We start from the raw sequence: 19,868 nt of genomic DNA, 5'->3' as shown, positions 1-19,868 counted from the left end.
CTCATACCAGCGCGTCGCTGTTCATATGTCAAGAATGGTTCTCATGCGCGCACTGACGGTGGATCTTGCACGAGCCGGGTCGCTGGCCCTGACCGAACTGCCCGATCCGGTGCCGGGACCGGAGGACCTGCTGGTCGAGGGGCTGGCGATCGGCATCTGCGGGACGGACCGCGAGATCGTGCGCGGCGAGTTCGGGGTCGGCGGAACTCTCGTGATCGGACACGAGTCCCTGGGGCGTGTCGTGAGCGGTCCGGGGTTCGCACCGGGCTCGTTGGTGGCCGGGGTGGTCCGCAGGCCCGACCCGGTGCCGTGCGTGGCGTGTGCGCGCGGGGAGTTCGACATGTGCCGGAACGGGCAGTACACCGAGCGCGGCATCACCGGGCTCGACGGTTACGGCTCGACTTTGTGGACAGTGCCTGCCGCTTATGCAGTGGGTGTCAGCTCCTCGACCGGTGTTCTGGTCGAGCCCGCCTCCGTCGTGGTCAAGGCGTGGGAGCGGCTGGACCGGCTGGCGCTGTACCCGTTCGAGAGCGTGCTGGTGACCGGGGCCGGGCCGATCGGGCTGCTGGCGGCGTTGATCGGCGTGCAGCGGGGGCTGGACGTGCACGTGTTCGACCTGGCCGAGTCCGGGCCGAAGCCGGACCTGGTGGAGTCGCTGGGAGCCACCTACCACCGGACGTTGCCCGACTGCCCGGTGGTGATCGAGGCGACCGGTGCGCCGTCACTGGTCGCGCGGCTGCTCGGACGGGACCTGGTGTGCCTGACCGGCGTGCCGTCCTCCGAGGTGCTGCCGGCCGACCTCGGGCAGATCAACCGGGATCTGGTGCTGCGCAACGGGGTCGTGTTCGGGACGGTCAACGCGAACCCGCGCCACTACCGGGAGGCCGCCGCGGTCCTGGACCGGGCGGACGACGCCTGGCTGTCCGGTCTGATCACTCGGCGGGTGCCGCTGGAGTCGTTCGCGGAGGCGTTCGAGTCGCGGCCCGGTGACGTGAAAGTGGTGCTTGAGCTGTGATCGCGGCCAGTGCCACGATCGCGGCCGCCAGGAGCAACGCCTGGTCGTAACCGTTGTGCAGCAACGGGGTGGCGATGAGCGGGCCGATGATCTGGCCCGCCGAGTAGCCGGCCGCGAGGATGGCGGCGGCCCCGGGGAAGCCGAGGTCCGCGCCGAGCTTGAGCGCGGTGGCGGCGATGCCGATGAACGTGCCGCCGAACAGCACGACCGCGATCAGGGCCGAGCCGTCGACGAGTGCCGGCAGGGCGATGCCCACGGCCTGGACGGCGAGCGCGATCGGGAGGGCGTGGCGGCGCGGCTTGATCAGGAAGGGGGAGAGGACGGCGGACAGGCCGACCAGGATCCACGCGCTGCTGCCGAGAGGGCCGCTGATGGCGGCGACGAGGAACGTCCCGGCGATGATGTAGCCGACGCCTTCGAGGGTGTAGGCGGCGAACAGGGTGCCGAACCCGCGTTTCCCGCTGCCACCGGACTGCTGCCGCGGCTCTTCTGGCCGAAGGTCCCACGCTGCGATCACGAGCAGCGCGGACACCCCCGCCGCCGCCCACCAGGCGGCCTGCCACTGCCCCCACACCAGCACCAGCAGCCCGGACAGCGCGATCCCGGCCCCGACCCCGCTCATGCCCCAGCCCGGCTTCGCGTTCACGGCCGCGACGAACACCAGCGCGCTCGCCACTCCGGCCAGCAGCCGGAGCACGAACCACGCCGCCATCCCGTGCGTCAGCGGCATCCCGGCGAGCGTGGCCACGAGCAGCACGAGCGCGACACGGTTCGTGGTGCGCGACGGCGCTCGCACGACGGTAACGAGCGCACCGACGAAGTAGCCCAGGTAGTTGGCGGTGGCCAGCGACGCGGCCGACACGGCCGGCAGCCCTGCCTGAACGGTCATCAGAGGCAGGATCGGCGTGTAGGCGAACCGCCCGATGCCCATGGCCGCCGCCAGCGCCGCCGCGGCCCGGACGTTCACAGCCGGCCGGGGTCGTTCGGGTGGGGCTGCACGGCGGTGACGTCGAACTTCATCCACGGGCTCAACGGAAGCGTGCCGAGCACGTGAGCGTGGAGGTCGGCCTCGTCCTCGGCGCGCCACAGGCCGACGCTGCGCAGTTCGCCGACCGGGCGCCACAGCCGGACGAGGTTGCCGCTCGTGGTGAGTTCCCCGGCCCGCACCGCTTCGGCCGCGCGACGCGAGTCCACTTCGGACTGGGGTGTGCCGTCCGGGATCGTGGTGGTGATCTCGACGATGAACTCTCTCATGACCTCATCGTCCGACCGGGGCGCCGCGGATGCCACGACCGGCTTTCTCCTGCGTGAGAGCCTGAGGCTCCTAGGATGAGCGCGTGGAACTGCGTCAACTCCGGTACTTCCTCGCGGTCGCCGAAGAGCTGCACTTCGGCCGGGCCGCGGCTCGGCTGCTGATCGCGGGGCCGTCGTTGTCGCAGCAGATCAAGGCGCTCGAACGGGACCTCGGCGTGCCGCTGTTCGCCCGCGACCGCCGCACCGTGGCGCTGACGTCCGCCGGTGCCGCGCTGGTCCCGGAGGTGCGGGCGCTGCTGGACCGGGCCGACGAGCTGCAACGGCACGCGCGGCAGCTGTCCGGGTCGCGGCCGGTGCGGATCGGGTACGTGAACTGGCTGCCGCCGGACCTGACCGCCCGCACGGCCGGGGTCGCGCAGCTCTACGTGGACGCGTGGGTCGTGCCGTCGCACCAGCAGGCGGCGCGGGTGGCGGACGGCAGCCTCGACCTGGCCGTGTGCTGGATCCGCAGGACCGAGGCCGCGCAGCTCGGCCTCAAGGCGCAGCTGCTCGGTGCCGACCGGCTCTACGCGGTGGCCGTGGGCACGGACACGAGCCCGGTCAGGGCGAAGGACATCTCGGTCCTGGTCGACGACGACGTGACGTCGTGGCAGTCCTGGAACGACTACGCCGAGGAGTTCGCCGAGGACACGGGGTGCCGTGTACGGCGCATCCACAACGGCGCGATCACCGGACCGGCCTTCTTCGACCACGTGCGGGTGTGCACGACACCGGTGCTGAACTCGCCGAAGGGGCAGACCACGCCGTTGCCGCCGGACCTCGTGGCACGGCCCGTCGTCGACCCCGAGGTGCTGTGGACCTGGTCGCTGGTGCGCCGCGAGGACGAGGAGCGCGCGGACGTCGTCGCCGCGGCCGACGCGATCGTGCGGAACGTGGGCGACCTCGGCCTGGGCCGTGCCTGGCTGCCCTCGGACGACCCCTACCGCGCTCTGGGAGGCTGAGCCTCACACGTTGGAGGAAAGGCGTCGCAATTCCGTGAAATGAAGCCGGTTCGCGGGTGGTTGTGGCTGTCAGATCCGCTACTCCTCCTTCGAAAGCGAGCAGGACAATGACCAGCAAGGTGGCAATCGTCACGGGAGCGTCGCAGGGAATTGGCGCGGCACTCGTTCCCGCTTATCGCAAGCTCGGCTATTCGGTTGTCGCGGTCTCGCGTTCCATCGAGAACTCGGACGACCCGGAGGTGCTCGCCATTCGCGCCGACCTCTCGAAGACCGGTGAGGGCGCGCGGGTCGTGCGGGAGGCGCTGGCGCGGTTCGGCCGCGTCGACTCGCTCGTGAACAACGCCGGCATCTTCGTCGCCAAGCCCTTCACCGAGTACACCGACGAGGACTTCGCGACCGTCACGGCCACGAACCTCGTCGGGTTCTTCGACGTCACCCGCAGCGCGGTGGCGGCGATGGAGGCGAACGGCGGCCACGTCGTGAACGTGTCCACGAGCCTCGTCGACCACGCGCTGTCGGCCGTGCCGTCAGCCCTCGCGTCGCTGACCAAGGGCGGTCTCAACGCCGTCACCAAGTCGCTCGCGGTCGAGTACGCGGCGCGCTACATCCGCTTCAACACGGTCGCGCTCGGCATCATCAAGACGCCGATGCACGCCCCGGAGACCCACGAGGCGCTCGCCGGGTTGCACCCCGTCGGCCGGATCGGTGAGATCTCCGAGGTGGTCGACGCGGTCACCTTCCTGGAACAGGCCGGCTTCGTCACGGGCGAGGTCCTGCACGTCGACGGCGGCCAGAGCGCGGGGCACTGACATGATCATCGAGAACGTCATGGACCGGTGGAAGGCCGCCGTGGACGCCCACGACCCCGAGGGCGTGGCCGCGAACTTCACCGAGGACGCCATTTTCCAGGGCCTGCGCCCCTACGGAGTGGGCAGGGCCGCTGTCGCCGAGTACTACGATTCCCAGCCCGTCGGGCTGAGAGCCGAGTACAAGGTTCTGGAAACGCGCCGGCTGGCCGAAGATCTGGTTCTCGGCTATTTGAACGTCGATTTCTCGTTCATCGACCGGCCGACGCTCAACGTCCATCTCAGCGTGCTGGTGAAGGGAGACCTGATCGCGCACTACCAGGTCTCCCGGCTCACCTAGCAGCGTCGTGGCCCGGAAGGTTGCCCGCCAACCTTCCGGGTCGCCACTAGACCTCGCCGCGCCACTGCCAACTCTCTCGCCGTGCAACGCCCGGCAGCCCTTCACGCCCGGTGCACCACAACAACAACTCGGCTGGGTCGGCATGTTCCGGCGCATCAGGGAACAGTCGCTCGACCACCGGCGCGCAATGCTCCGGAGCCGGCTGCCACGCCACGCCCAGCGCACGCGTCATGTCATGTGTGTGCATGGTCAGCTCCGTGACGCCCATCGCGGCGAAGCCCGCCGCGTCGGACGTGCCCCACGGGTGCCACCCCCGCGCGTCCGGTGTGGCGGTGGCGACGGCGCGGGACAGCAGCGTGGCGGTGGTCGCGACGCCCTCCAGGCAGTGCTCCAGCGGCAGGCCGGGACGGAGCGTGCCGAGCAGGCTGGTCCAGCGGTGTTCGGCGCCGCTGGTCAGCAGGGCTGTGTAGCCGAGCAGGCCCTCGACGACGTGGTCCAGGGTCGTGCGGCAAGACCACTGCAGTCCGTGCGCATAGCGGGCGAAGGCGTCGTCCGGCACCGTGCCCAGCACACGCACGCAGTCCTGTGCCGCCGCGTCGAGCAATGCGGGCCAGTCCGCCTCAGGCCTTCGCACGCAACAGCTCCACGATCCGTGCCCAGCCGTCCGCGCCGTGTCCGGCCTCGACCGCCCGCCGCGCGTAGTCGTGCAGCAACCGCGGCAGCGCCGGGTCGACCTCCCGGACCTCGCTGGCGTGCACGAGGTGCTCCAGGGTCGCGAGGTGCACGTCCAGCGTGGCGTCCGAACCGGGGTAGCTGCCCGCGTCGACCTGCGTGGCATAGCCGGCGACGAACCCGGCGACCGGGCCGAGCCAGCGGGTGGCCAGCGGCGTGAAGTGCGCGGCGGTCGAGCCGTCGGCGGTGACGAGTGCGGTGGCGTGCAGCCAGCCGGTGAGCGTGGCCCACATGATGCCCAGCAGCGCGGTGTCGTAGAGCGCGGCACGGCCGGGTTCGGCGCCGAGGTTGATCGGCTCGGCGAGCGCGGACAGCAGGTCCGACGCCGCAGCGAACGCGTCCTGGTCGCCGCTGTAGAGGATCATCGAGCGCGGGTCGCCGATGCCGGGTGGTGTGGTCATGATGCCGCCGTCGACGTAACGCACGCCCTCCGAAGCCAGCTGCGTGGCCAGTGAGCGGGCCTGCTCAGGTGATCCTGAGGTGAGGTTGACCAGGGTGCGGCTGGACAGCGCGGGGTCGAGGATCCCGGTCAGTGCCGGGTAGTCGAGCACGCAGGCGGCCACCACGGGCGCGGAACGCTGGGCTTCCGCAGCGGAAGCGGCGGCGACGGCGCCCTGGGCCACCAGCGGCGCGGTCTTGGCGGCCGAGCGGTTCCAGACCGTGACGCGGTGGCCGGCGCGCAGGAACGCGGAAGCGAGAGCCGAGCCCATCTGGCCGAGGCCGAGCACGGCAACGTCGGAGTGCATTGTTGTTGTCCCCCAAGGGTTCGTGACTGACAACGCTCACCCTCGCAAGCCACCGGGACAACCGACAGTGGCAGGAATGCCGATATTCGAACGTTTGCTGCCACTAGCCTTGCGGGCATGGGCACGGTGGCGATCCTGGTGACCGACGACGACGCACCCTCCAACTGGGACGTCTACGAGGCCGGCCTGGCCTGCGTGGTGTTCGGCATCGACCACAGCGACCTCGCCGACCCCTGGTACGAGCTGCGGCTGTGCGGGCTGAACCCCGCCGCGCCACGGGCGAAGCACGGCTGGACGCTCAACCCTGAACACGGTCTGGAAGGACTGCACGGCGCGGACACGATCCTCGTCCCGTCGGTGCCGCAGGCGGTTCTCGACGGGACGGCACCGCTGGATCCGTTGCTGGTCAAGGAACTTCAGGACGCGTCGGCCAACGGCGTGCGCATCGCAGCGCTGTGCAACGGCGCGTTCGTGCTCGCCGAAGCCGGTCTGCTGGACGGCCGCCGCGCCACCGCGCACTGGTCCTACACCGACCGCCTGGCCCGCCGGTATCCACAGGTCCAGGTCGACGGCGAAGTGCTCTACATCGACGACGGCGACGTCCTCACCAGCGCGGGCGCCGCGGCAGGGCTCGACCTGTGCCTGCACCTGGTGCGCCAGGACTTCGGCGCGCACGTGGCCAACCAGCTCGCCCGCAGGCTGTGCGTGCCCGCGCACCGCACCGGCGGCCAGGCCCAGTTCGTCACCCGGCACGTCCCGGACACCGACGACGACAGCGTCGCGCCGGTGCTGGAGTGGGCAGCGCGGCACCTGGACCGCCCGCTGACCGTGGCCGGCCTCGCGCGCAGAGCCGGGATGAGCGAGCGCACCTTCTTCCGCCGCCTGTACGAGGCCACCGGCAGCACGCCGTTGCGGTGGCTGCTCGCCCAGCGAATCGCCCACGCCCAGTCGCTGCTGGAGAAGACCCCGCTGTCGGTGGAACAGGTCGCGCAACGCTGTGGCCTGGGCACCGGCACGAACCTCCGACGCCACTTCACCACGCACGTCGGCGTCACGCCCACCGACTACCGGCGCGCCTACCACGCTTGAACACTGCGATCAGGGAACCGACCGCGAGTGTCGTCACGCGTGATCTGCCTGCTCGCGTGCGGGGCCTGACCACGTGACGCCCAAGCCGGTGCCGCCCTGCGCGGAGAGCTTTCGTGTCGCATGACCGCACGAAAGCTCCCCGCGTGCGGTCATGCGACCAGCAGGGACATCAGCGGCGAACTGCAGCCGCGTCAGTGCCTGCGCGGCTCCCGGCCGAACGGCGACTTGGGTCGCTCGAGGTCGGGAGCCTTCGGGATCGGCATGGTCACCGGGGTGTCCGCGGTGATCGTGATCGGCTCCCCGTGGTGCCTCGTGGTCAGCTCGGTGCCGTCCACGATCCGGTAGGTGGCCCCGGCCTCGCTCACGTCCACCGAGATCCTCGTGCCCTGGAAGGACATCCGGAACGAGAAGCGGGTCAGCTCGTCCGGCAGCCGCGGCGCGAACGTGAGCTCGCCGCCGTGGTCGCGCATCCCGCCGAACCCGGCCACCAGTGCCGTCCACGCACCCGCCAGCGAGGCCATGTGCAGGCCGTTGGTGACGTTCTCGTGCAGGTCGTGGAGATCGGTGAACGCGGCCTCGACCAGGTAGTCGTACGCGAGCCCGAGATGCCCGACCTCGGCCGCCAGCACCGCCTGCGTGCCCGCCGACAACGACGAGTCGCGCACCGTGCGGGCCTCGTAATAGGCGAAGTTGCGCGCCTTCTCCTCGTCGGTGAACGCGTCACCGCGCACGTGCATGGCGAGCACCAGGTCCGCCTGCTTGATCACTTGGTGGCGGTACAGGTCGAAGTACGGGAAGTGCAGCAGCAGCGGGTACTTGTCCTGCGGGGTGTTCTCGAAGTCCCACTCCGCGTGCTTGGTGAAGTTGTCCGCCTGCGGATGCACCCGCAGCATCTCGTCGTACGGGACCGCCATCGCGTCCGCGGCACTGCGCCAGCCCGCGATCTCCTCTTCCGTCACGTCGTACTGGTTCCGCTCGGCGGCGTCGGCGGCGGCCCACAGGTTCTGCTGGGCGATCAGGTTGGTGTAGACGTTGTTGTCGACGATCGCCGAGTACTCGTCCGGACCTGTCACGCCGTCGATGCGGAACCCGTCGTGCGGGTCGTGGTGCCCCAGCGACATCCACAGCCGTGCGGTCTCCACAAGGATTTCGGTGGCTTCGCAACGGTCGAAGTCCTCGTCGCCGGTGGCGTTCAGGTACTGCTGGATGGCGTACGAGACGTCGCCGGAGACGTGGAACGCCGCGGTGCCCGCCGGCCAGTACGCGCTGCACTCGGCGCCGTTGATCGAACGCCACGGGAACGCGGCACCTTTGAGCCCCAGAACTTTCGCCCGTTCCCGCGCTTTGTCCAAAGTGGCGTGACGCCAGCGCAGCGCGTCGCGGGCCGCGTCCGGGACCGTGTAGGTGAGCACCGGGAGCACGAACATCTCGGTGTCCCAGAACGCGTGGCCGTCGTAGCCCGGTCCGGTGAGGCCCTTCCCGGGGATGGCGCGGGACTCGCCGCGCGCCCCGGCCTGCAGGACGTGGAACAGCGCGAACCTGATCGCCTGCTGCAGCTGGTCGTCGCCCTCGATCTCGATGTCCGCGACTTCCCAGAAGTCGTCCAGGAACGCCCTCTGCTCCTGGAGGAGCCCTTCCCAGCCCGTCTGGCAGGCACCGGCGAGCGCGGCCTCGACCTGGGCCCGGAGCGCGGGGGTCGACCGCTGGCCGGACCAGCCGTAGGCGAGGTACTTCGTGAGCTTCAGGCAGCCGCCCGCGGGCACGTCGACGGCTGCGGTGAACCGGGCGAGGTCGTCCTCGGCACGGATCTCCGTGCGGGTGTCGACTCCGTCGACGTCGATCTCGTGGTCCATCGCGGCGGCCATGCGCAGGCCGGACACCTTGGTGTGGTGGCACAGCACGGCCCGCGTCTTCTCGGCCATCGTGAAGTCGTTGACCAGCGGGGAATCCAGTGCGGCGGCGACACGGGGGTCGTTGCTGCGGCTCTTGGTCGGCTCGTTGGCGAGCAGGTCGGACTGGACGACGAGCTGCAGGTCGTCCATCGGCTCGACCTCGTACCGGATGGCCGCGACCGCGCGCTGCGTGAACGACACGAGCCGTTCACTGCGCACGATCACACGCCTGCCCGTCGGCGACTCCCAGACCGTGCGGCGGCGCAACGTGCCGGAGCGGAAGTCGAGGGTGCGTTGATGCTCGACGGCGTTGCCGTAGCGCATGTCCAGCGGCTCGTCCTCGACCAGCAACCGGATGATCTTGCCGTCGGTCACGTTGACGACGGTCTGGCCCGCCTCGGGGTAGCCGTACCCACCCTCCCCGTACGGCAGCTGGTGCTCTTCGTAGAAGCCGTTGAGATAGGTGCCGGGCAGGCCTCTCGGCTCGCCCTCGTCCAGACTGCCGCGCAGGCCGATGTGGCCGTTGGACAGCGCGAACGTCGACTCGGTCTGGTGCAGGTGGTCCACGGAGAGGCCCTGCCAGCGCAGCTGCCACGGTTCGACGGCGTAGCTCATGACAGCAGCTCGTCGAGCTCGTCGACGACCACGTCGGCGCCGCCGGCCTTGAGCGCCTCCGCCTGGTTGCCGCGGTCGACGCCGACGACGAACCCGAACCCGCCGTCGTGCCCTGCCTTCACGCCCGCGAGCGCGTCCTCGAAGACGGCGGCGTTCCCGGGCGCGGTCCTGAGTCTTCTGGCGCCCTCGACGAACGAGTCCGGTGCCGGTTTGCCCCGCAGGTTCGACGCGGTGATGACGTTGCCGTCCACCAGTGCGTCGACGTAGTCGAGCAGGTTGCCCGCCCGCAGCACGCGCATGGCGTTGGCGGACGACGTGACGACGCCGATGGGCATTCCCGCTTCCCTGGCCGCCTTCAGGTAGTCGACCGAGGCCGGGTACGGCGTGATGCCCTGCTCGTCGATGATCGAGTTGACCAGGTCGTTCTTCTGGTCCCCGATGCGGCGGACCTCGTCCTCCGTCGGCGTGAGGCCGCGTGAGGTCAAGAAGCTGCGGACGCCGTCGTAGCGCGGCTTTCCGTCCACGTAGGCCAGGTAGTCCTGTTCGCTGAACGGCTGGCCCATGGCCTCGAACGCCTGCCGCCACGCCTGGCGGTGCAGCACGGCGGTGCTGGTGAGCACGCCGTCGAGGTCGAAGAGCAGCGCTGTGATCTTCTCCGGGATGCCGAGGCTCATGTCTCGATCATGCACCCGTCTCGCCGACATCGGCGCGTTCCTCCGCGAGCCGTTCGTCCAGCGGTCGTGGGTGCGCCTGCTCGTACTCGGTCATCCCGTACTTGGTGGACTCGGCCCAGCCTTCCTCCGGCTCGGTCTCCACCGGGTCGTGCCCGAGGTTGTCCTCGTCCAGACCCTCGAAGTCCTCTGTGTTCTCCTGGACGTACGCGCCGCGTTCTTCGCTCATGAGCTTCCCAGTACCCAGTTCGGCGCTATCCGATGCTTTGGCCGACCAGCGAGCCGATGGCGTACGTGACGCCCATGGCGATCAGCCCGCCCGCGATGTTGCGGACGACCGCCCGCCGTTTGCCGGCGCCGCTGAGCCTCGCGCTGACGAAACCGGTCAGGGCGAGGGTGAGGACCGCGGCGGCGACCGTGATCGGTACGCGCAGGCCGGTCGGGGTGAAGGCGATCGCGGCGAGGGGGAGGAGCGCGCCGATGGTGAACGCGATGAAGCTCGCGATGGCCGCGCCCCACGGGTTCGTCAGCCCGTCCGGGTCGATGTGGAGCTCGGCCTCGGCGTGGGCGGCCAGCGCGTCGTGCTCGGTGAGCTGCCTGGCGACCTCTCCCGCGGTCTCCTCGTCGAGGCCTTTGTCCTTGTAGATCTCCTTGAGTTCTTCGAGCTCCTGCTCTGGCGTGTCCCGGAGCTCTCGGCGCTCCTGGGTGAGGAGGGCGCGTTCGGCGTCGCGCTGGCTGCTGACGGACACGTACTCGCCGCTGGCCATGGACATGGCGCCCGCGAACAGGCCGGCGAGGCCCGCGACGAGGATCTGGGCGCGGTCCGTGGTGGCGCCCGCGACGCCCACCACGAGGCTGGCGGTCGACACGATGCCGTCGTTGGCGCCGAGAACGCCCGCGCGCAGCCAGTTCATCCGGTCGCCGGTGACCTCGTCGTGGGGCTCGTGGTGGGTCATTCGCGCAGGTTAGCGCCGGTCTCGCGGGGTGCGGGGCGGCACGCCGCAGTACCGTTCGGGCTCTGCTGAACGGGTGAGTTCTGCCTGGTCAGGCGGTGGAGGTTCATTTTTTGTCAGACCCCCGTGGCAGCATGTCGAACAGGTGTTCGTGTGCGTGCTAGAGGAGGTCAGTTCCCGATGCAGATCGAACCCAACCGCTGGCCAGGCCGCGTGGTCCCGTCCACCGGTTCCGACGTCGACGTCGCCGTCGAGTCGCTGTGCGTGCGCGCCTCGTGGGCCGACGCCGACCGCCGCTGGGTGCGGCGCCTTCTCGAGCCGTGGTTCAGGGCGGGCTGGAGCGTCGACGCCCTGCTCGTGGCCATCGACAAGAAGCCGGACGGCACCAGCCAGGGCCGCCCCCGTTCCCGCGCGCAGGTCGCACACGAGTTCCTGCGGGCCCGCCTGCGCACCTGGACGGCGGACGGCGCGGGCCTCGCCAAGCCGCCGCTGACGGGCGTCTCCCTCGGCGAGTGGTACCGGGTGAACCGGCGCAACGCCGCGCTGAACGCGCCTCGCCGGGGCGTCGGCCTCACCTCGCAGGGCCGCCAGGCGCAGGCGGAGACGCGCGCCCTCGCCCACCGGCGCGACCCGGTGGAGCGCAGCCGCGAGAAGGGCCGTCGCCGGCAGGAGGTGCTCGACAGCCTGCTCGTGCCGGGGCAGGAGGTGCCGTCGTTCGCCGACTCGTGGCGGCTGGTCGCCGAGCTCATCCCGGTGCAGCGCGTGTGCTCGGCCTGCGGGCACGTGCGGAACGAGGTGTCACGGCAGGCGCACCGCGTCGCCTAGGGCGTGTCCCGTGAGTCCGTTCGATGAGAGTCACGGTCGAGAGACCCGGAGGCGGTGCCGCCGCGACGGCCTCATACCGGGCGTATTCGGGCGTTGCGGCGGTGCCGCCTCCGGGGCCCTCGGCCGCGACTGTCGCGGACGAGACTCACGGGACACGCCCTAGGGCCCGGGTGTGCCTTCCGCACGATCACGAACATCGGCCCCTGCCGGCCGAGAAGGGCGTTCTACCTGCGACTTCGGCCAATGGTGGTTGAAGCCGGCCCATGCCGGGAACACGGAACGAGTTTCTTGTTTCCGATGTGAGGGGCCGACATGCTCGAAGTCACGCCGATGGCTGCCGAGGTCATCAACGAGCTGACGTCACAGACAGAGGGCACCGCCGAAGACGTCGGCCTGCGTTTCGCCCTGGCCACCGAGCAGGACAGCCAGGCGGCACTGGAGCTGTCGCTCAGCGAGGCCGTCGACGGCGACGAGGTGGTGGCCGCCCCCGCGGGCGCCAAGGTCATTCTGGAACCGGCGGCCGCCCAGTACCTGGAGGACAAGGTCCTCGACGTGCGGCAGGACGACGAGGGCAACCCGGCCTTCGCGATCGCCCGCCAGGAGCGGTCCGGTTGAGATTCTTCATCAGGTGGGATCAACGGTGATCCCCTGACGTGCGAATCGGGCCGGACCCCTCCGTGAGAAGGGTGTCCGGCCCGAAACGCGAGAGCCCCGATCAGGGGATGGTCAGCACCTGACCGGGGTGGATGAGGTCCGGGTTCGCGATGCCGTTGGCGGACGCGATCTCGCCGTAGCGGTTGCCGTCGCCGTAGAAGCGCTCGGCGATCGCCCAGAGCGTGTCGCCGCCGGCGACGGTGTGGGTCTGCACGGCCGGAGCGGCGGGCGCGGCCGGCGCTTCCTCGGCCGGAGCGGGAGCAGCCGCCTCGGGGGAGGGCTGCGGCGAGTCGGTGTTGGTGTTGGAGGCCCACTTCGCGCCGCCGTCACCGCCGAACAGGACCAGGTTCCTGTCGTCCTGCAGCACCAGGCGCGCGCCCTCGTTGCCCTGCGTGCCGGTGGACCACACGGCGTTGTCGTCGCTCGTGTAGAGCACGAAGTTGCCGTCGTCCTGCAGCGCGGCCCGCACCGCGCCCTTGCCGTCGGTGCCGCTGGCCCACACCGTGCCGGTGTTCTCCGACAGGACCAGGTTGCCGTCGGACTGCAGGGTCAGCATGTACCCGTTGACGCTGGTCAGCTGCTGGCCGCGGGTGAGTTCCTGCCCGGCTTGCAAGGTGTCCACAACAAACTCCACTTCGGACGATGACGACCGCCCGAACCGGCGGCGCCCGAAGCGGAACCTAGCCAGGCCACCGTGGTCGCGCCGGGCCAGCGGCGCACGTGCACCCGAGGGAGTGAAAAACGCCCCCCGCCCGAAGGCAGGGGGCGTTCGACAAGTGCGACGGTCAGCCCTCGATGCGGCGGATGCCCGAGATCGGGCCGATCGAGTCGATGTCGGCGATCTTCACCGGCACACCCTCGGTCGACGCGTGCACGGCGCGAATGCCGTCCACCGCCATCGCCACGTGGGACTGGCTCGAGTAGTAGACGATGATGTCGCCGGCCTTGACCTCGCCACGGCCGACCGGGCGACCGGCGACCGCCTGGGCGTAGCTGGTGCGGCCGATGGACACGCCCGCCGAGCGGTACGCGGCCTGGATCAGCGACGAGCAGTCCCACGAGTTCGGGCCGTTGGAGCCGTAGACGTAGGGCTTGCCGCGCTGGTCGAGCGCGAACTGCAGAGCGCGACCCGCGGTGCCCGCCGGGACGTTGATGTTCGACATGTCGCCGGTCTGCGCCAGCTGGCTCTTCACCGTGTTGCTGAGCGACCGGTACTGGGTCTGCGCCTCGGCGAGCTGCTTGTCGAGATCGGCCTTCTTCTGGTCCATCTCGGCGAGGAGCTTCTTCGACGTCTCGGTCGCCTCGTTGGCCGACTTCGTCGCCGCGTCGGCCGCGTTGACGGCGTCGGTCAGCTTCTGCAGTGCGTCCGCGTTGTCGGCCGCGAGGATGTTGATGGCCGACATGCGGTTGAGGAAGTCCTGCTGCGAGTCGCTCACCAGCAGCGCGGAGATCTGGCTGAAGTTCGCGCCGGAGTTGGTCGCCTCGGTGAGGAGGTCGACTTGACCGCGGAGGGACTCCTCGGCCTTCTGAGCGTTGGCCAGGTCGCCCTTGGCCTTGTCCAGCTCGCCCTGCTTGGCCTTCAGGTCTTCCTGGGCCTTGAGGTGGTCCTGGTTGAGCTTGGACGCCTGCTCGGACAGCTCGTTGTACTTCTTGAGCGCGTCCGCGGCGTTGGGCTGTGCGGTGGCCGGTGCCGTGGGCAGTGCCGTGGCGACGACTGCTGCCGTCGCCACGAATGCTCCACGCACGATGCGGCGTGAGGGTTGCGACACCACGTCGCGGGTCCTCCTTTTTCCTGGCAGCCGCTCCACGAGAACTACTGCGCGTAAGGCGGCAACCTTGGCGTGTGCCCCGAGTGGGTTAACTGCTGGGCCGAAGGTCTCGGACAGGTTACGGAATGACCTTGCCTTCGTCTACTACCGGGTCCCCATCAGTTCACCGGCCCGCACGCTCTCACAGTCGTCCACGTGGGTTTATCGCGGGGTGGGAGAGAAGCGTCACCCGACAACTCGGCGGATCACCGAAATGGGCCCGATCGAGTCGATGTTCGCGATCTTCACCGGCACGCCCTCGGTGGACGCGTGCACCGCTCGGGTGCCGTCCACGGCCATCGCCACGTGCGACTGACCCGAGTAGTAGATGATCAGGTCGCCCGGCGCGACCTCGCCGCGACCGACTCCGCGGCCGACCTTCGCCTGGTCGTAGGTGACGCGCGGAATCGACACGCCGGCGGCCCGGTAGGCGGCCTGCATCAGCGACGAGCAGTCCCACGAGTTCGGTCCGTTCGAGCCGAACACGTACGGCTTGCCCTGCTCGCCCAGCGCGAAGGTGAGCGCGACGCCGGCGGCGCCCGCGGGCGCGTTCACGGTGACCTTGGGGCCGGGAGCGGCCAGGGTCTGCTTCTGCGGCGCGGACAACGACTGGTACTTCGACCGCGCGGTGGACACCTGCTGTTCCATGGCGACCTTGCGGGTGGAGACGTCCGCGGCGAACTTCTCCGCGGCGGCCGCGGCGTTGGTCGCGTCGGTGCGGGCCTTCGTCGCCTCGGTCAGCGTGGCGTTCATGCGCGCCACCGCCTCGTTCTGGTCCGCGGCGATGATGTTCATCGCCTGCATGCGTTCCAGGAAGTCCTGCTGGGACGTCGAGGTCAGGAACGCCGAGAGGTCGCCCAGCCGGGCGCCCTCGAACGTCGCCTCGGTCAGCGTGTCGACCTGGCCGCGGAACTGCTCCGACTCGGCCAGCGCCTTCTTCTCGGCCTCCGTGGCGGCGACCACGATCCCGTTCGCCTTCGACAGGTCGCCCTGCGCCTTGAGGTGGTCCTGGCTGAGCTTCTCCGCCTCGCGCGTCAGGTCGTTGTAGACCTTCAGCGCGTCGTCGGCGGGTTGCGCGTGCGCCGAAGGCATCGACACCACCGTCGCGGCGATCACGGCGGCCAAAGCGGTAGTCCTTGCAGCACGGCCGGGCACGCGGCCTCCTCAGGAGTCGGAATCGGCTTCTGAGGAGGCGTACGGCCGAACGGGTGCCGGGGTTCAGCCGAGGTCGACGAGCGGTCCCTCGGCGACGAGGACGGGTGCGCCGGACTCGACGTCCACGACCTCGCCGGCGAGCGCGGGCGAGGCCGTCACCAGCGCGTCTCCCGCGGTGGCGGCCAGGACGGTCGCGATGCGTGAGGGAAAAGACACGAAGAGCAACCTAACGGCCAAAAGCGCCAAATCGGGCGGCCTCACCCGATCAGGCGGCCCGGTGTGCCTCGATCGAGGCACGGCACGCGGCGATCAGGCGGGCGGTGGCGGCGCTGTCCCCGCACCCGCAGCGGGGGCAGCGCATCGCGACGGCACCGGCGAGCTCGTCGACCACGACGCCCAGTGGCGAGTCGCAGCCCCGGCACCAGCGGTGCCGCGTGACGGGGTTGACGTGCACGGGCGACGAGACGCACTGGTGGATCCACCTCCCGTGCACGTGGCAGGTCAGGCGGTCGTCGGGCGCCAGGACGCCGTCGTCCTCCGCGTGGTCCTCTTCGACCAGTGTTGCGATGAGCGTGGCGATCATGGCGACCCTCCGATCCGGAACCTGCCTTCTACTGGGACGTCGAACCGGCGGCGACGGAATCGACACGCGCCGCCAGCTTCTTCAACGCCCACGCGCATCCGAGCCCCACGGCCGTGAGAACGAGCCACGGCGCCCAAGGCACGCCCGCCCGCGCGGCGGCGTCGAAGCCGACACCGGTGAGCAGGTTGCCGAGCAGGATCCCGACGCCCACGACCGTGTTGTAGAGGCCGTAGTGCGTCGCCACGAGCCGGTCGCCCGACAACGAGACGATCTCGTCCATCTCGAACGGGAACACCACCATCGTGCCGAGGGCCAGCAACGCCGCGCACAGCACCAGTCCGGGCCAGCCGCCGTGGATCGCCGGGAGGAAGGCCAGGCCCAGCACCGCCATCCCGGCGGCCAGAGACCGGTCAGGTCCCAGCCGGGCACGCGCCCACGCCGTCACCCGCATCTGGCCGACGACCGCCAGCACGCCCGACACGGCGAACAGCACGGCCGTCAGCACCGCCGACCCCGAGGCCAGCGGCAGCGCCAGGTAGACCTGGAACGACAGCACGTACGACCCGGTCATCGCCAGCGCGAACAGCACGAACCGCCGGTTCGAGAGGACCAGCCGCCAGTCCGCGAGCACCGAGTCACCGGACGGCGAACCGGCCCGCGCGGGCAGCGACCGCCACTGCAGCACCGTCAGCACCAGGAACACGAACGCCGCCACCAGGCACGTCAGCCGGAAGTCCACGGCCGTCAGCGCCAGCCCGACCAGCGGCCCGACCAGGATCCCGGTCTGGTAGAAGACGTTGAACAGCGCGAACGCCTCCACGCGCCGTGGCCCGGCGTCCGCGGCCACGTAGGCCCGCACGGCGGGGTTGAACAGCGCCCCGGCGAACCCGGTGGCCGCCGACGCGATCACCAGCGCGGGTACCCCGTCCACGAACCCGAGCAACGCGAACCCGCCGGTCCGCAACGCACAGCCCGCCACGATCAGGGGCTTGTACCCCAGGCGGTCCGCGAGCGTGCCGCCGATCAGGAACATGCCCTGCTGCGCGAAGTTCCGCACGCCCAGGACGAGCCCGACCGCCCACCCGGCCAAAGCCAGCGTCACGGACAGGTGCGAGGCGAGGTACGGCATCAACATGTAGAAGCCCACGTTGATGCTGAACTGGTTGAGCAGCAACAACTGCACGCTGCGGTCGAACGAACGGAACCGTGCGATCACGCCGTCACCGCCAGCGGGTCCACAACGGACCGGCACATGGTCCACGAGAACACCTCACGCTCACCCAGTGAGGAGATCTCCGCGGGATCCACGGCGGGAACCACGCCGAGCAGTCCGTGGGCGGCGCAGTACTCGTCGCTGAACACGGTGTCGAAGTACCGCTGCGGCCCGTCCGGGAACACGGCGGCGATCCGGGTGCCGGGCGGGGACGTCCGCGCCAGCCAGGACGCCACCAGCGCGACGGCCCCGACGCTCCAGCCGCCGCTCGCGTAGTGCCGCGAGGCCAGCGCCCGGCACGCCCACACCGCCTCGCCGGGGTTCACCCAGTGCACCTGGTCGAACGCGGAGTAGTCGACGTTGCGGGGGAAGATGCTCGATCCGAGCCCGCGCATCAGCCGGGTGCGCGCGGGCTGGCCGAAGATCGTGGAGCCGATCGTGTCGACCCCGGCCAGGCGTAACGCGGGGAAGTGCTGTCGCAGCACCGAGGACACGCCCGCGCTGTGCCCGCCGGTGCCCACGGCGCACACGAGCACGTCCACGTGTCCCAGTTGCGCGGCCAGTTCGTGGGCCAGCGGCGCGTAGGCGGCGACGTTGTCCGGGTTGCCGTACTGGTCGGGGCAGTAGGCGCCGGGCAGCGCCGCCAGCAGCTCGGCGACCCGCTGCCGCCGGGCCTCCTGCCAGCCGCCGGTCGGATGTGGACGGTCGACGACGTCCACCGTCGCGCCGTACGCGCGCAGCATCCGCTGGATGATCGGTTCCAGGCCGGGATCGGTCACCAGGGTGACCGGGAGGCCGTGCGCGATGCCGGCGAGCGCCAGGCCGAGGCCGAGCGTGCCGCTCGTCGACTCCACGACGTGGCCGTCCGGGCGCAGATCACCGCGCTCCAGCGCGCGGCCGATCATGTGCAGGGCGGCGCGGTCCTTCATGCCGCCGCCGGGGTTGGCGCTCTCCAGCTTCGCCCAGAAACCGGAGGCGGAGGTGCGCGACAGCTCGTCGATCCAGAGCACGGGCGTGCTCGTGTCCAGCACAGGTACAGACATGGGGGTTCCTCGGAAGAACGTGGTGACAGGCCGGTGAAGGGAGCGGGGGCCGGCCTATGTCCGAGAGATCCCGAGATCGAGCAGCAGTGTGCGGCCTGTGGTCACGTGCTCGCCGCGCGAAGGGGGCTGCGCTGTGCGGGCGGGGCGCGCGACGGGCGCGCCGCCCGCGTCCGGCGTGGTGAACGACAGCGAGCTGACCTGCACCGCTGCCTGCGCGGGCGTCGCGGGTGACGCGTGGTGCGTCTCGCCGTGGTGGCAGATCTCCTCGGAGATGCCCGGCGTGAACGCCACGTGGTGGGTGGGCTCCGGCGGGCACGCCGGGTGCAGCACGAACACCGCGATCAACAGCAGTGCGACGACGACGGCGAAGCGACGCGCTGTCGTCGAGTGATTCCCCACGGTGATCAACGTACCGCAATTTCCCGGTTCGCGAACCCCCTTGATAGGTTAGGCAAGCCTAAATCAGGAGGTGGACAGGTGCGCAGGACAGTCGCCGCGGTTCTGCTGCTCGGCCTAGTGGCCGGGTGCGGTGGAAACGCTCCCACGGAGCAGGGAAGTGGCCAGTGGTCCTTCAAGGACGATCGCGGTAAGGAGGTCACCGCGCCGAAACGGCCGGAGCGCGTCGTCGCGCAGGTGTCCGCCGCGGGCGCCCTCAAGGACTACGGCATCAACGTCGTCGGCACGTTCGGCCCGCTCAAGCGCGCGGACGGCACGACCGACCCGGAGGCGGGCAGCATCGACCCGAGCCAGGTCACCGACGTCACCGGCCCGGGCTACGGCGAGATCGACTTCGAGAAGTTCGCCGCGCTGAACGCCGACCTGGTCGTCGCCGGCCACTACCCCGAGGTCACCGGGCTCTGGCACCTCACCGCCGAGTTCGAGGAGAAGGTCCTCAAGGTCGCCCCGACCGTCGGCATCGGCCAGTCGAAGATCCAGCTGCCGGACGGGATCAAGCGCTTCAAGGAGCTCGCGAAGTCGCTCGGCGCCGACGTCGAGTCGGCGAAGGTGAAGGCCGACGAGGAGGCGTTCACCAAGGCCGCCGACAGGCTCAAGGCCATCGGCAAGAAGATGACGGACGCGAAGCAGAAGATCCAGGTGGTCGGCGCGGACCCGAAGCTCTTCTACGTCGCCGTGCCCGCCCGCAACCCCGACCTCGACTGGTACGTCGAGGAGCTCGGGCTGCCGCTGCTCACGCCGGACAAGCCCGACGCCGAGGGCGGCGGCTACTTCCAGTCGCTGTCGTGGGAGAACTCCGGCACGTACAAAGAGCACGTGATCATGTGGGACACCCGCCAGCACGTGCTCAACCCGGAGCAGATGAAGGAGGGCCACCCGGTCTTCCAGGGCCTGCCCGCCGTGCAGGCCGGCCGGTTCGTCGAGTGGAGCGCGGTCGCGCCGCTGAGCTACGCCTCCTACACCGGGATCATGAACAAACTGGCTGACCAGCTCGACCAGGTGTTGGCAAAGTAGCCA

The 19,868-nt window shown here is 70.2% G+C and carries 24 protein-coding genes; 8 read left to right on the top strand and 16 right to left on the bottom strand.

All coding sequences use genetic code 11. From position 1 onward, the window contains the following. The first annotated feature begins 43 nt into the window (after positions 1–43). A complete protein-coding gene (locus SK571_RS31620; RefSeq protein WP_319987747.1) occupies positions 44–1,015 on the top strand; it encodes an alcohol dehydrogenase catalytic domain-containing protein in 972 nt (323 codons plus the stop codon). On the opposite strand, the gene SK571_RS31615 is transcribed toward SK571_RS31620, so the two are convergent. Both SK571_RS31615 and SK571_RS31610 read right to left on the bottom strand, forming a co-directional pair. Continuing rightward, positions 933–1,982: a YbfB/YjiJ family MFS transporter gene (locus tag SK571_RS31615; protein WP_319987746.1), complete on the bottom strand. Its 1,050-nt coding sequence runs from the start codon at positions 1,980–1,982 to the stop codon at positions 933–935. The genes SK571_RS31620 and SK571_RS31615 overlap by 83 nt on opposite strands. Beyond that, entirely contained in the window at positions 1,979–2,269 is a 291-nt protein-coding gene (locus SK571_RS31610) for a muconolactone Delta-isomerase family protein (protein ID WP_319987745.1), read from the bottom strand. The genes SK571_RS31615 and SK571_RS31610 overlap by 4 nt, the downstream gene beginning before the upstream one ends. Positions 2,270–2,352: 83 nt before the next feature. On the opposite strand from SK571_RS31610, the gene SK571_RS31605 reads away from it, so the two are divergent. The 3 genes from SK571_RS31605 (at position 2,353) to SK571_RS31595 (ending at position 4,416) form a co-directional block, all read left to right on the top strand. Further along, positions 2,353–3,270, top strand: a complete 918-nt coding sequence (locus SK571_RS31605; protein WP_319987744.1) for a LysR family transcriptional regulator — start codon at positions 2,353–2,355, stop codon at positions 3,268–3,270. Positions 3,271–3,377: 107 nt separating this feature from the next. Further along, a complete protein-coding gene (locus SK571_RS31600) occupies positions 3,378–4,079 on the top strand; it encodes an SDR family NAD(P)-dependent oxidoreductase (RefSeq protein ID WP_319987743.1) in 702 nt (233 codons plus the stop codon). Position 4,080: 1 nt separating this feature from the next. After that, positions 4,081–4,416, top strand: coding sequence for a nuclear transport factor 2 family protein (locus SK571_RS31595; RefSeq protein ID WP_319987742.1), 336 nt, complete (start codon positions 4,081–4,083; stop codon positions 4,414–4,416). Positions 4,417–4,462: 46 nt separating this feature from the next. On the opposite strand, the gene SK571_RS31590 is transcribed toward SK571_RS31595, so the two are convergent. After that, on the bottom strand, positions 4,463–5,050 hold the full coding sequence (locus SK571_RS31590) for a DinB family protein (RefSeq protein WP_319987741.1): 588 nt from the start codon (positions 5,048–5,050) through the stop codon (positions 4,463–4,465). Continuing rightward, entirely contained in the window at positions 5,037–5,894 is an 858-nt protein-coding gene (locus tag SK571_RS31585; protein WP_319987740.1) for an NAD(P)-dependent oxidoreductase, read from the bottom strand. The genes SK571_RS31590 and SK571_RS31585 overlap by 14 nt, the downstream gene beginning before the upstream one ends. Positions 5,895–6,011: 117 nt before the next feature. Here SK571_RS31585 and SK571_RS31580 point away from each other — a divergent pair, with 117 nt between their 5' ends. Beyond that, on the top strand, positions 6,012–6,983 hold the full coding sequence (locus SK571_RS31580; RefSeq protein WP_319987739.1) for a GlxA family transcriptional regulator: 972 nt from the start codon (positions 6,012–6,014) through the stop codon (positions 6,981–6,983). A gap of 191 nt (positions 6,984–7,174) precedes the next feature. Here SK571_RS31580 and SK571_RS31575 read toward each other — a convergent pair whose 3' ends face one another. Genes SK571_RS31575 through SK571_RS31560 form a run of 4 tightly spaced genes read right to left on the bottom strand, consistent with a single transcriptional unit; the run spans position 7,175 to position 11,117 of the window. Beyond that, positions 7,175–9,490, bottom strand: a complete 2,316-nt coding sequence (locus SK571_RS31575; RefSeq protein WP_319987738.1) for a glycoside hydrolase family 65 protein — start codon at positions 9,488–9,490, stop codon at positions 7,175–7,177. Then, complete coding sequence (locus tag SK571_RS31570; protein WP_319987737.1) at positions 9,487–10,164, bottom strand: HAD family hydrolase; 678 nt, start codon at positions 10,162–10,164, stop codon at positions 9,487–9,489. The genes SK571_RS31575 and SK571_RS31570 overlap by 4 nt, the downstream gene beginning before the upstream one ends. 7 nt (positions 10,165–10,171) lie before the next feature. Continuing rightward, on the bottom strand, positions 10,172–10,390 hold the full coding sequence (locus SK571_RS31565) for a hypothetical protein (RefSeq protein ID WP_319987736.1): 219 nt from the start codon (positions 10,388–10,390) through the stop codon (positions 10,172–10,174). A gap of 25 nt (positions 10,391–10,415) precedes the next feature. Next, positions 10,416–11,117 carry a VIT1/CCC1 transporter family protein gene (locus tag SK571_RS31560; RefSeq protein ID WP_319987735.1) on the bottom strand — a complete coding sequence of 234 codons (702 nt, stop codon included), beginning with the start codon at positions 11,115–11,117 and terminating at the stop codon, positions 10,416–10,418. A gap of 177 nt (positions 11,118–11,294) precedes the next feature. On the opposite strand from SK571_RS31560, the gene SK571_RS31555 reads away from it, so the two are divergent. Beyond that, a complete protein-coding gene (locus tag SK571_RS31555; RefSeq protein WP_319987734.1) occupies positions 11,295–11,939 on the top strand; it encodes a hypothetical protein in 645 nt (214 codons plus the stop codon). 312 nt (positions 11,940–12,251) lie between these two features. Further along, positions 12,252–12,554, top strand: a complete 303-nt coding sequence (locus tag SK571_RS31550) for an iron-sulfur cluster biosynthesis protein (RefSeq protein ID WP_319987733.1) — start codon at positions 12,252–12,254, stop codon at positions 12,552–12,554. Positions 12,555–12,654: 100 nt separating this feature from the next. Here SK571_RS31550 and SK571_RS31545 read toward each other — a convergent pair whose 3' ends face one another. The 8 genes from SK571_RS31545 to SK571_RS31510 all read right to left on the bottom strand — a co-directional run bounded on the left by SK571_RS31545 (position 12,655) and on the right by SK571_RS31510 (position 18,794). Then, positions 12,655–13,215, bottom strand: coding sequence for a LysM peptidoglycan-binding domain-containing protein (locus SK571_RS31545; RefSeq protein ID WP_319987732.1), 561 nt, complete (start codon positions 13,213–13,215; stop codon positions 12,655–12,657). Positions 13,216–13,378: 163 nt separating this feature from the next. Next, the gene (locus tag SK571_RS31540) at positions 13,379–14,323 is read right to left on the bottom strand and encodes a C40 family peptidase (RefSeq protein ID WP_319987731.1); all 945 of its coding nucleotides are present in this window, start codon (positions 14,321–14,323) and stop codon (positions 13,379–13,381) included. A 264-nt stretch (positions 14,324–14,587) separates the two neighbouring features. Further along, on the bottom strand, positions 14,588–15,556 hold the full coding sequence (locus tag SK571_RS31535) for a C40 family peptidase (protein ID WP_319987730.1): 969 nt from the start codon (positions 15,554–15,556) through the stop codon (positions 14,588–14,590). A gap of 63 nt (positions 15,557–15,619) precedes the next feature. Further along, a complete protein-coding gene (locus SK571_RS31530) occupies positions 15,620–15,772 on the bottom strand; it encodes a hypothetical protein (protein WP_319987729.1) in 153 nt (50 codons plus the stop codon). Positions 15,773–15,821: 49 nt separating this feature from the next. Continuing rightward, positions 15,822–16,139 carry a hypothetical protein gene (locus SK571_RS31525; protein ID WP_319987728.1) on the bottom strand — a complete coding sequence of 106 codons (318 nt, stop codon included), beginning with the start codon at positions 16,137–16,139 and terminating at the stop codon, positions 15,822–15,824. A gap of 28 nt (positions 16,140–16,167) precedes the next feature. After that, entirely contained in the window at positions 16,168–17,355 is a 1,188-nt protein-coding gene (locus tag SK571_RS31520; protein WP_319987727.1) for an MFS transporter, read from the bottom strand. Then, positions 17,352–18,395, bottom strand: a complete 1,044-nt coding sequence (locus SK571_RS31515) for a PLP-dependent cysteine synthase family protein (RefSeq protein ID WP_319987726.1) — start codon at positions 18,393–18,395, stop codon at positions 17,352–17,354. Before SK571_RS31515 ends, SK571_RS31520 begins: the two co-directional genes overlap by 4 nt. Positions 18,396–18,449: 54 nt before the next feature. Then, entirely contained in the window at positions 18,450–18,794 is a 345-nt protein-coding gene (locus SK571_RS31510; protein WP_319987725.1) for a hypothetical protein, read from the bottom strand. 78 nt (positions 18,795–18,872) lie between these two features. On the opposite strand from SK571_RS31510, the gene SK571_RS31505 reads away from it, so the two are divergent. Further along, positions 18,873–19,865: an ABC transporter substrate-binding protein gene (locus SK571_RS31505; RefSeq protein WP_319987724.1), complete on the top strand. Its 993-nt coding sequence runs from the start codon at positions 18,873–18,875 to the stop codon at positions 19,863–19,865. Positions 19,866–19,868: the final 3 nt, after the last annotated feature.

Origin of the sequence: Lentzea kristufekii, from assembly GCF_033949925.1 — a bacterium.
Classification (GTDB): Bacteria; Actinomycetota; Actinomycetes; order Mycobacteriales; family Pseudonocardiaceae; genus Lentzea; species Lentzea kristufekii.
This window is presented reverse-complemented; position numbering and strand designations above follow the sequence as displayed.

Excerpts from the sequence above, each read along its gene's own strand:
- SK571_RS31620 (WP_319987747.1), top strand. The coding sequence starts at position 44 with ATGCGCGCACTGACGGTGGATCTTGCACGAGCCGGGTCGCTGGCCCTG.
- SK571_RS31610 (WP_319987745.1), bottom strand. The coding sequence starts at position 2,269 with ATGAGAGAGTTCATCGTCGAGATCACCACCACGATCCCGGACGGCACA.
- SK571_RS31600 (WP_319987743.1), top strand. The coding sequence starts at position 3,378 with ATGACCAGCAAGGTGGCAATCGTCACGGGAGCGTCGCAGGGAATTGGC.
- SK571_RS31595 (WP_319987742.1), top strand. The coding sequence starts at position 4,081 with ATGATCATCGAGAACGTCATGGACCGGTGGAAGGCCGCCGTGGACGCC.
- SK571_RS31585 (WP_319987740.1), bottom strand. The coding sequence starts at position 5,894 with ATGCACTCCGACGTTGCCGTGCTCGGCCTCGGCCAGATGGGCTCGGCT.
- SK571_RS31580 (WP_319987739.1), top strand. The coding sequence starts at position 6,012 with ATGGGCACGGTGGCGATCCTGGTGACCGACGACGACGCACCCTCCAAC.
- SK571_RS31575 (WP_319987738.1), bottom strand. The coding sequence starts at position 9,490 with ATGAGCTACGCCGTCGAACCGTGGCAGCTGCGCTGGCAGGGCCTCTCC.
- SK571_RS31570 (WP_319987737.1), bottom strand. The coding sequence starts at position 10,164 with ATGAGCCTCGGCATCCCGGAGAAGATCACAGCGCTGCTCTTCGACCTC.
- SK571_RS31565 (WP_319987736.1), bottom strand. The coding sequence starts at position 10,390 with ATGAGCGAAGAACGCGGCGCGTACGTCCAGGAGAACACAGAGGACTTC.
- SK571_RS31560 (WP_319987735.1), bottom strand. The coding sequence starts at position 11,117 with ATGACCCACCACGAGCCCCACGACGAGGTCACCGGCGACCGGATGAAC.
- SK571_RS31555 (WP_319987734.1), top strand. The coding sequence starts at position 11,295 with ATGCAGATCGAACCCAACCGCTGGCCAGGCCGCGTGGTCCCGTCCACC.
- SK571_RS31550 (WP_319987733.1), top strand. The coding sequence starts at position 12,252 with ATGCTCGAAGTCACGCCGATGGCTGCCGAGGTCATCAACGAGCTGACG.
- SK571_RS31525 (WP_319987728.1), bottom strand. The coding sequence starts at position 16,139 with ATGATCGCCACGCTCATCGCAACACTGGTCGAAGAGGACCACGCGGAG.
- SK571_RS31515 (WP_319987726.1), bottom strand. The coding sequence starts at position 18,395 with ATGTCTGTACCTGTGCTGGACACGAGCACGCCCGTGCTCTGGATCGAC.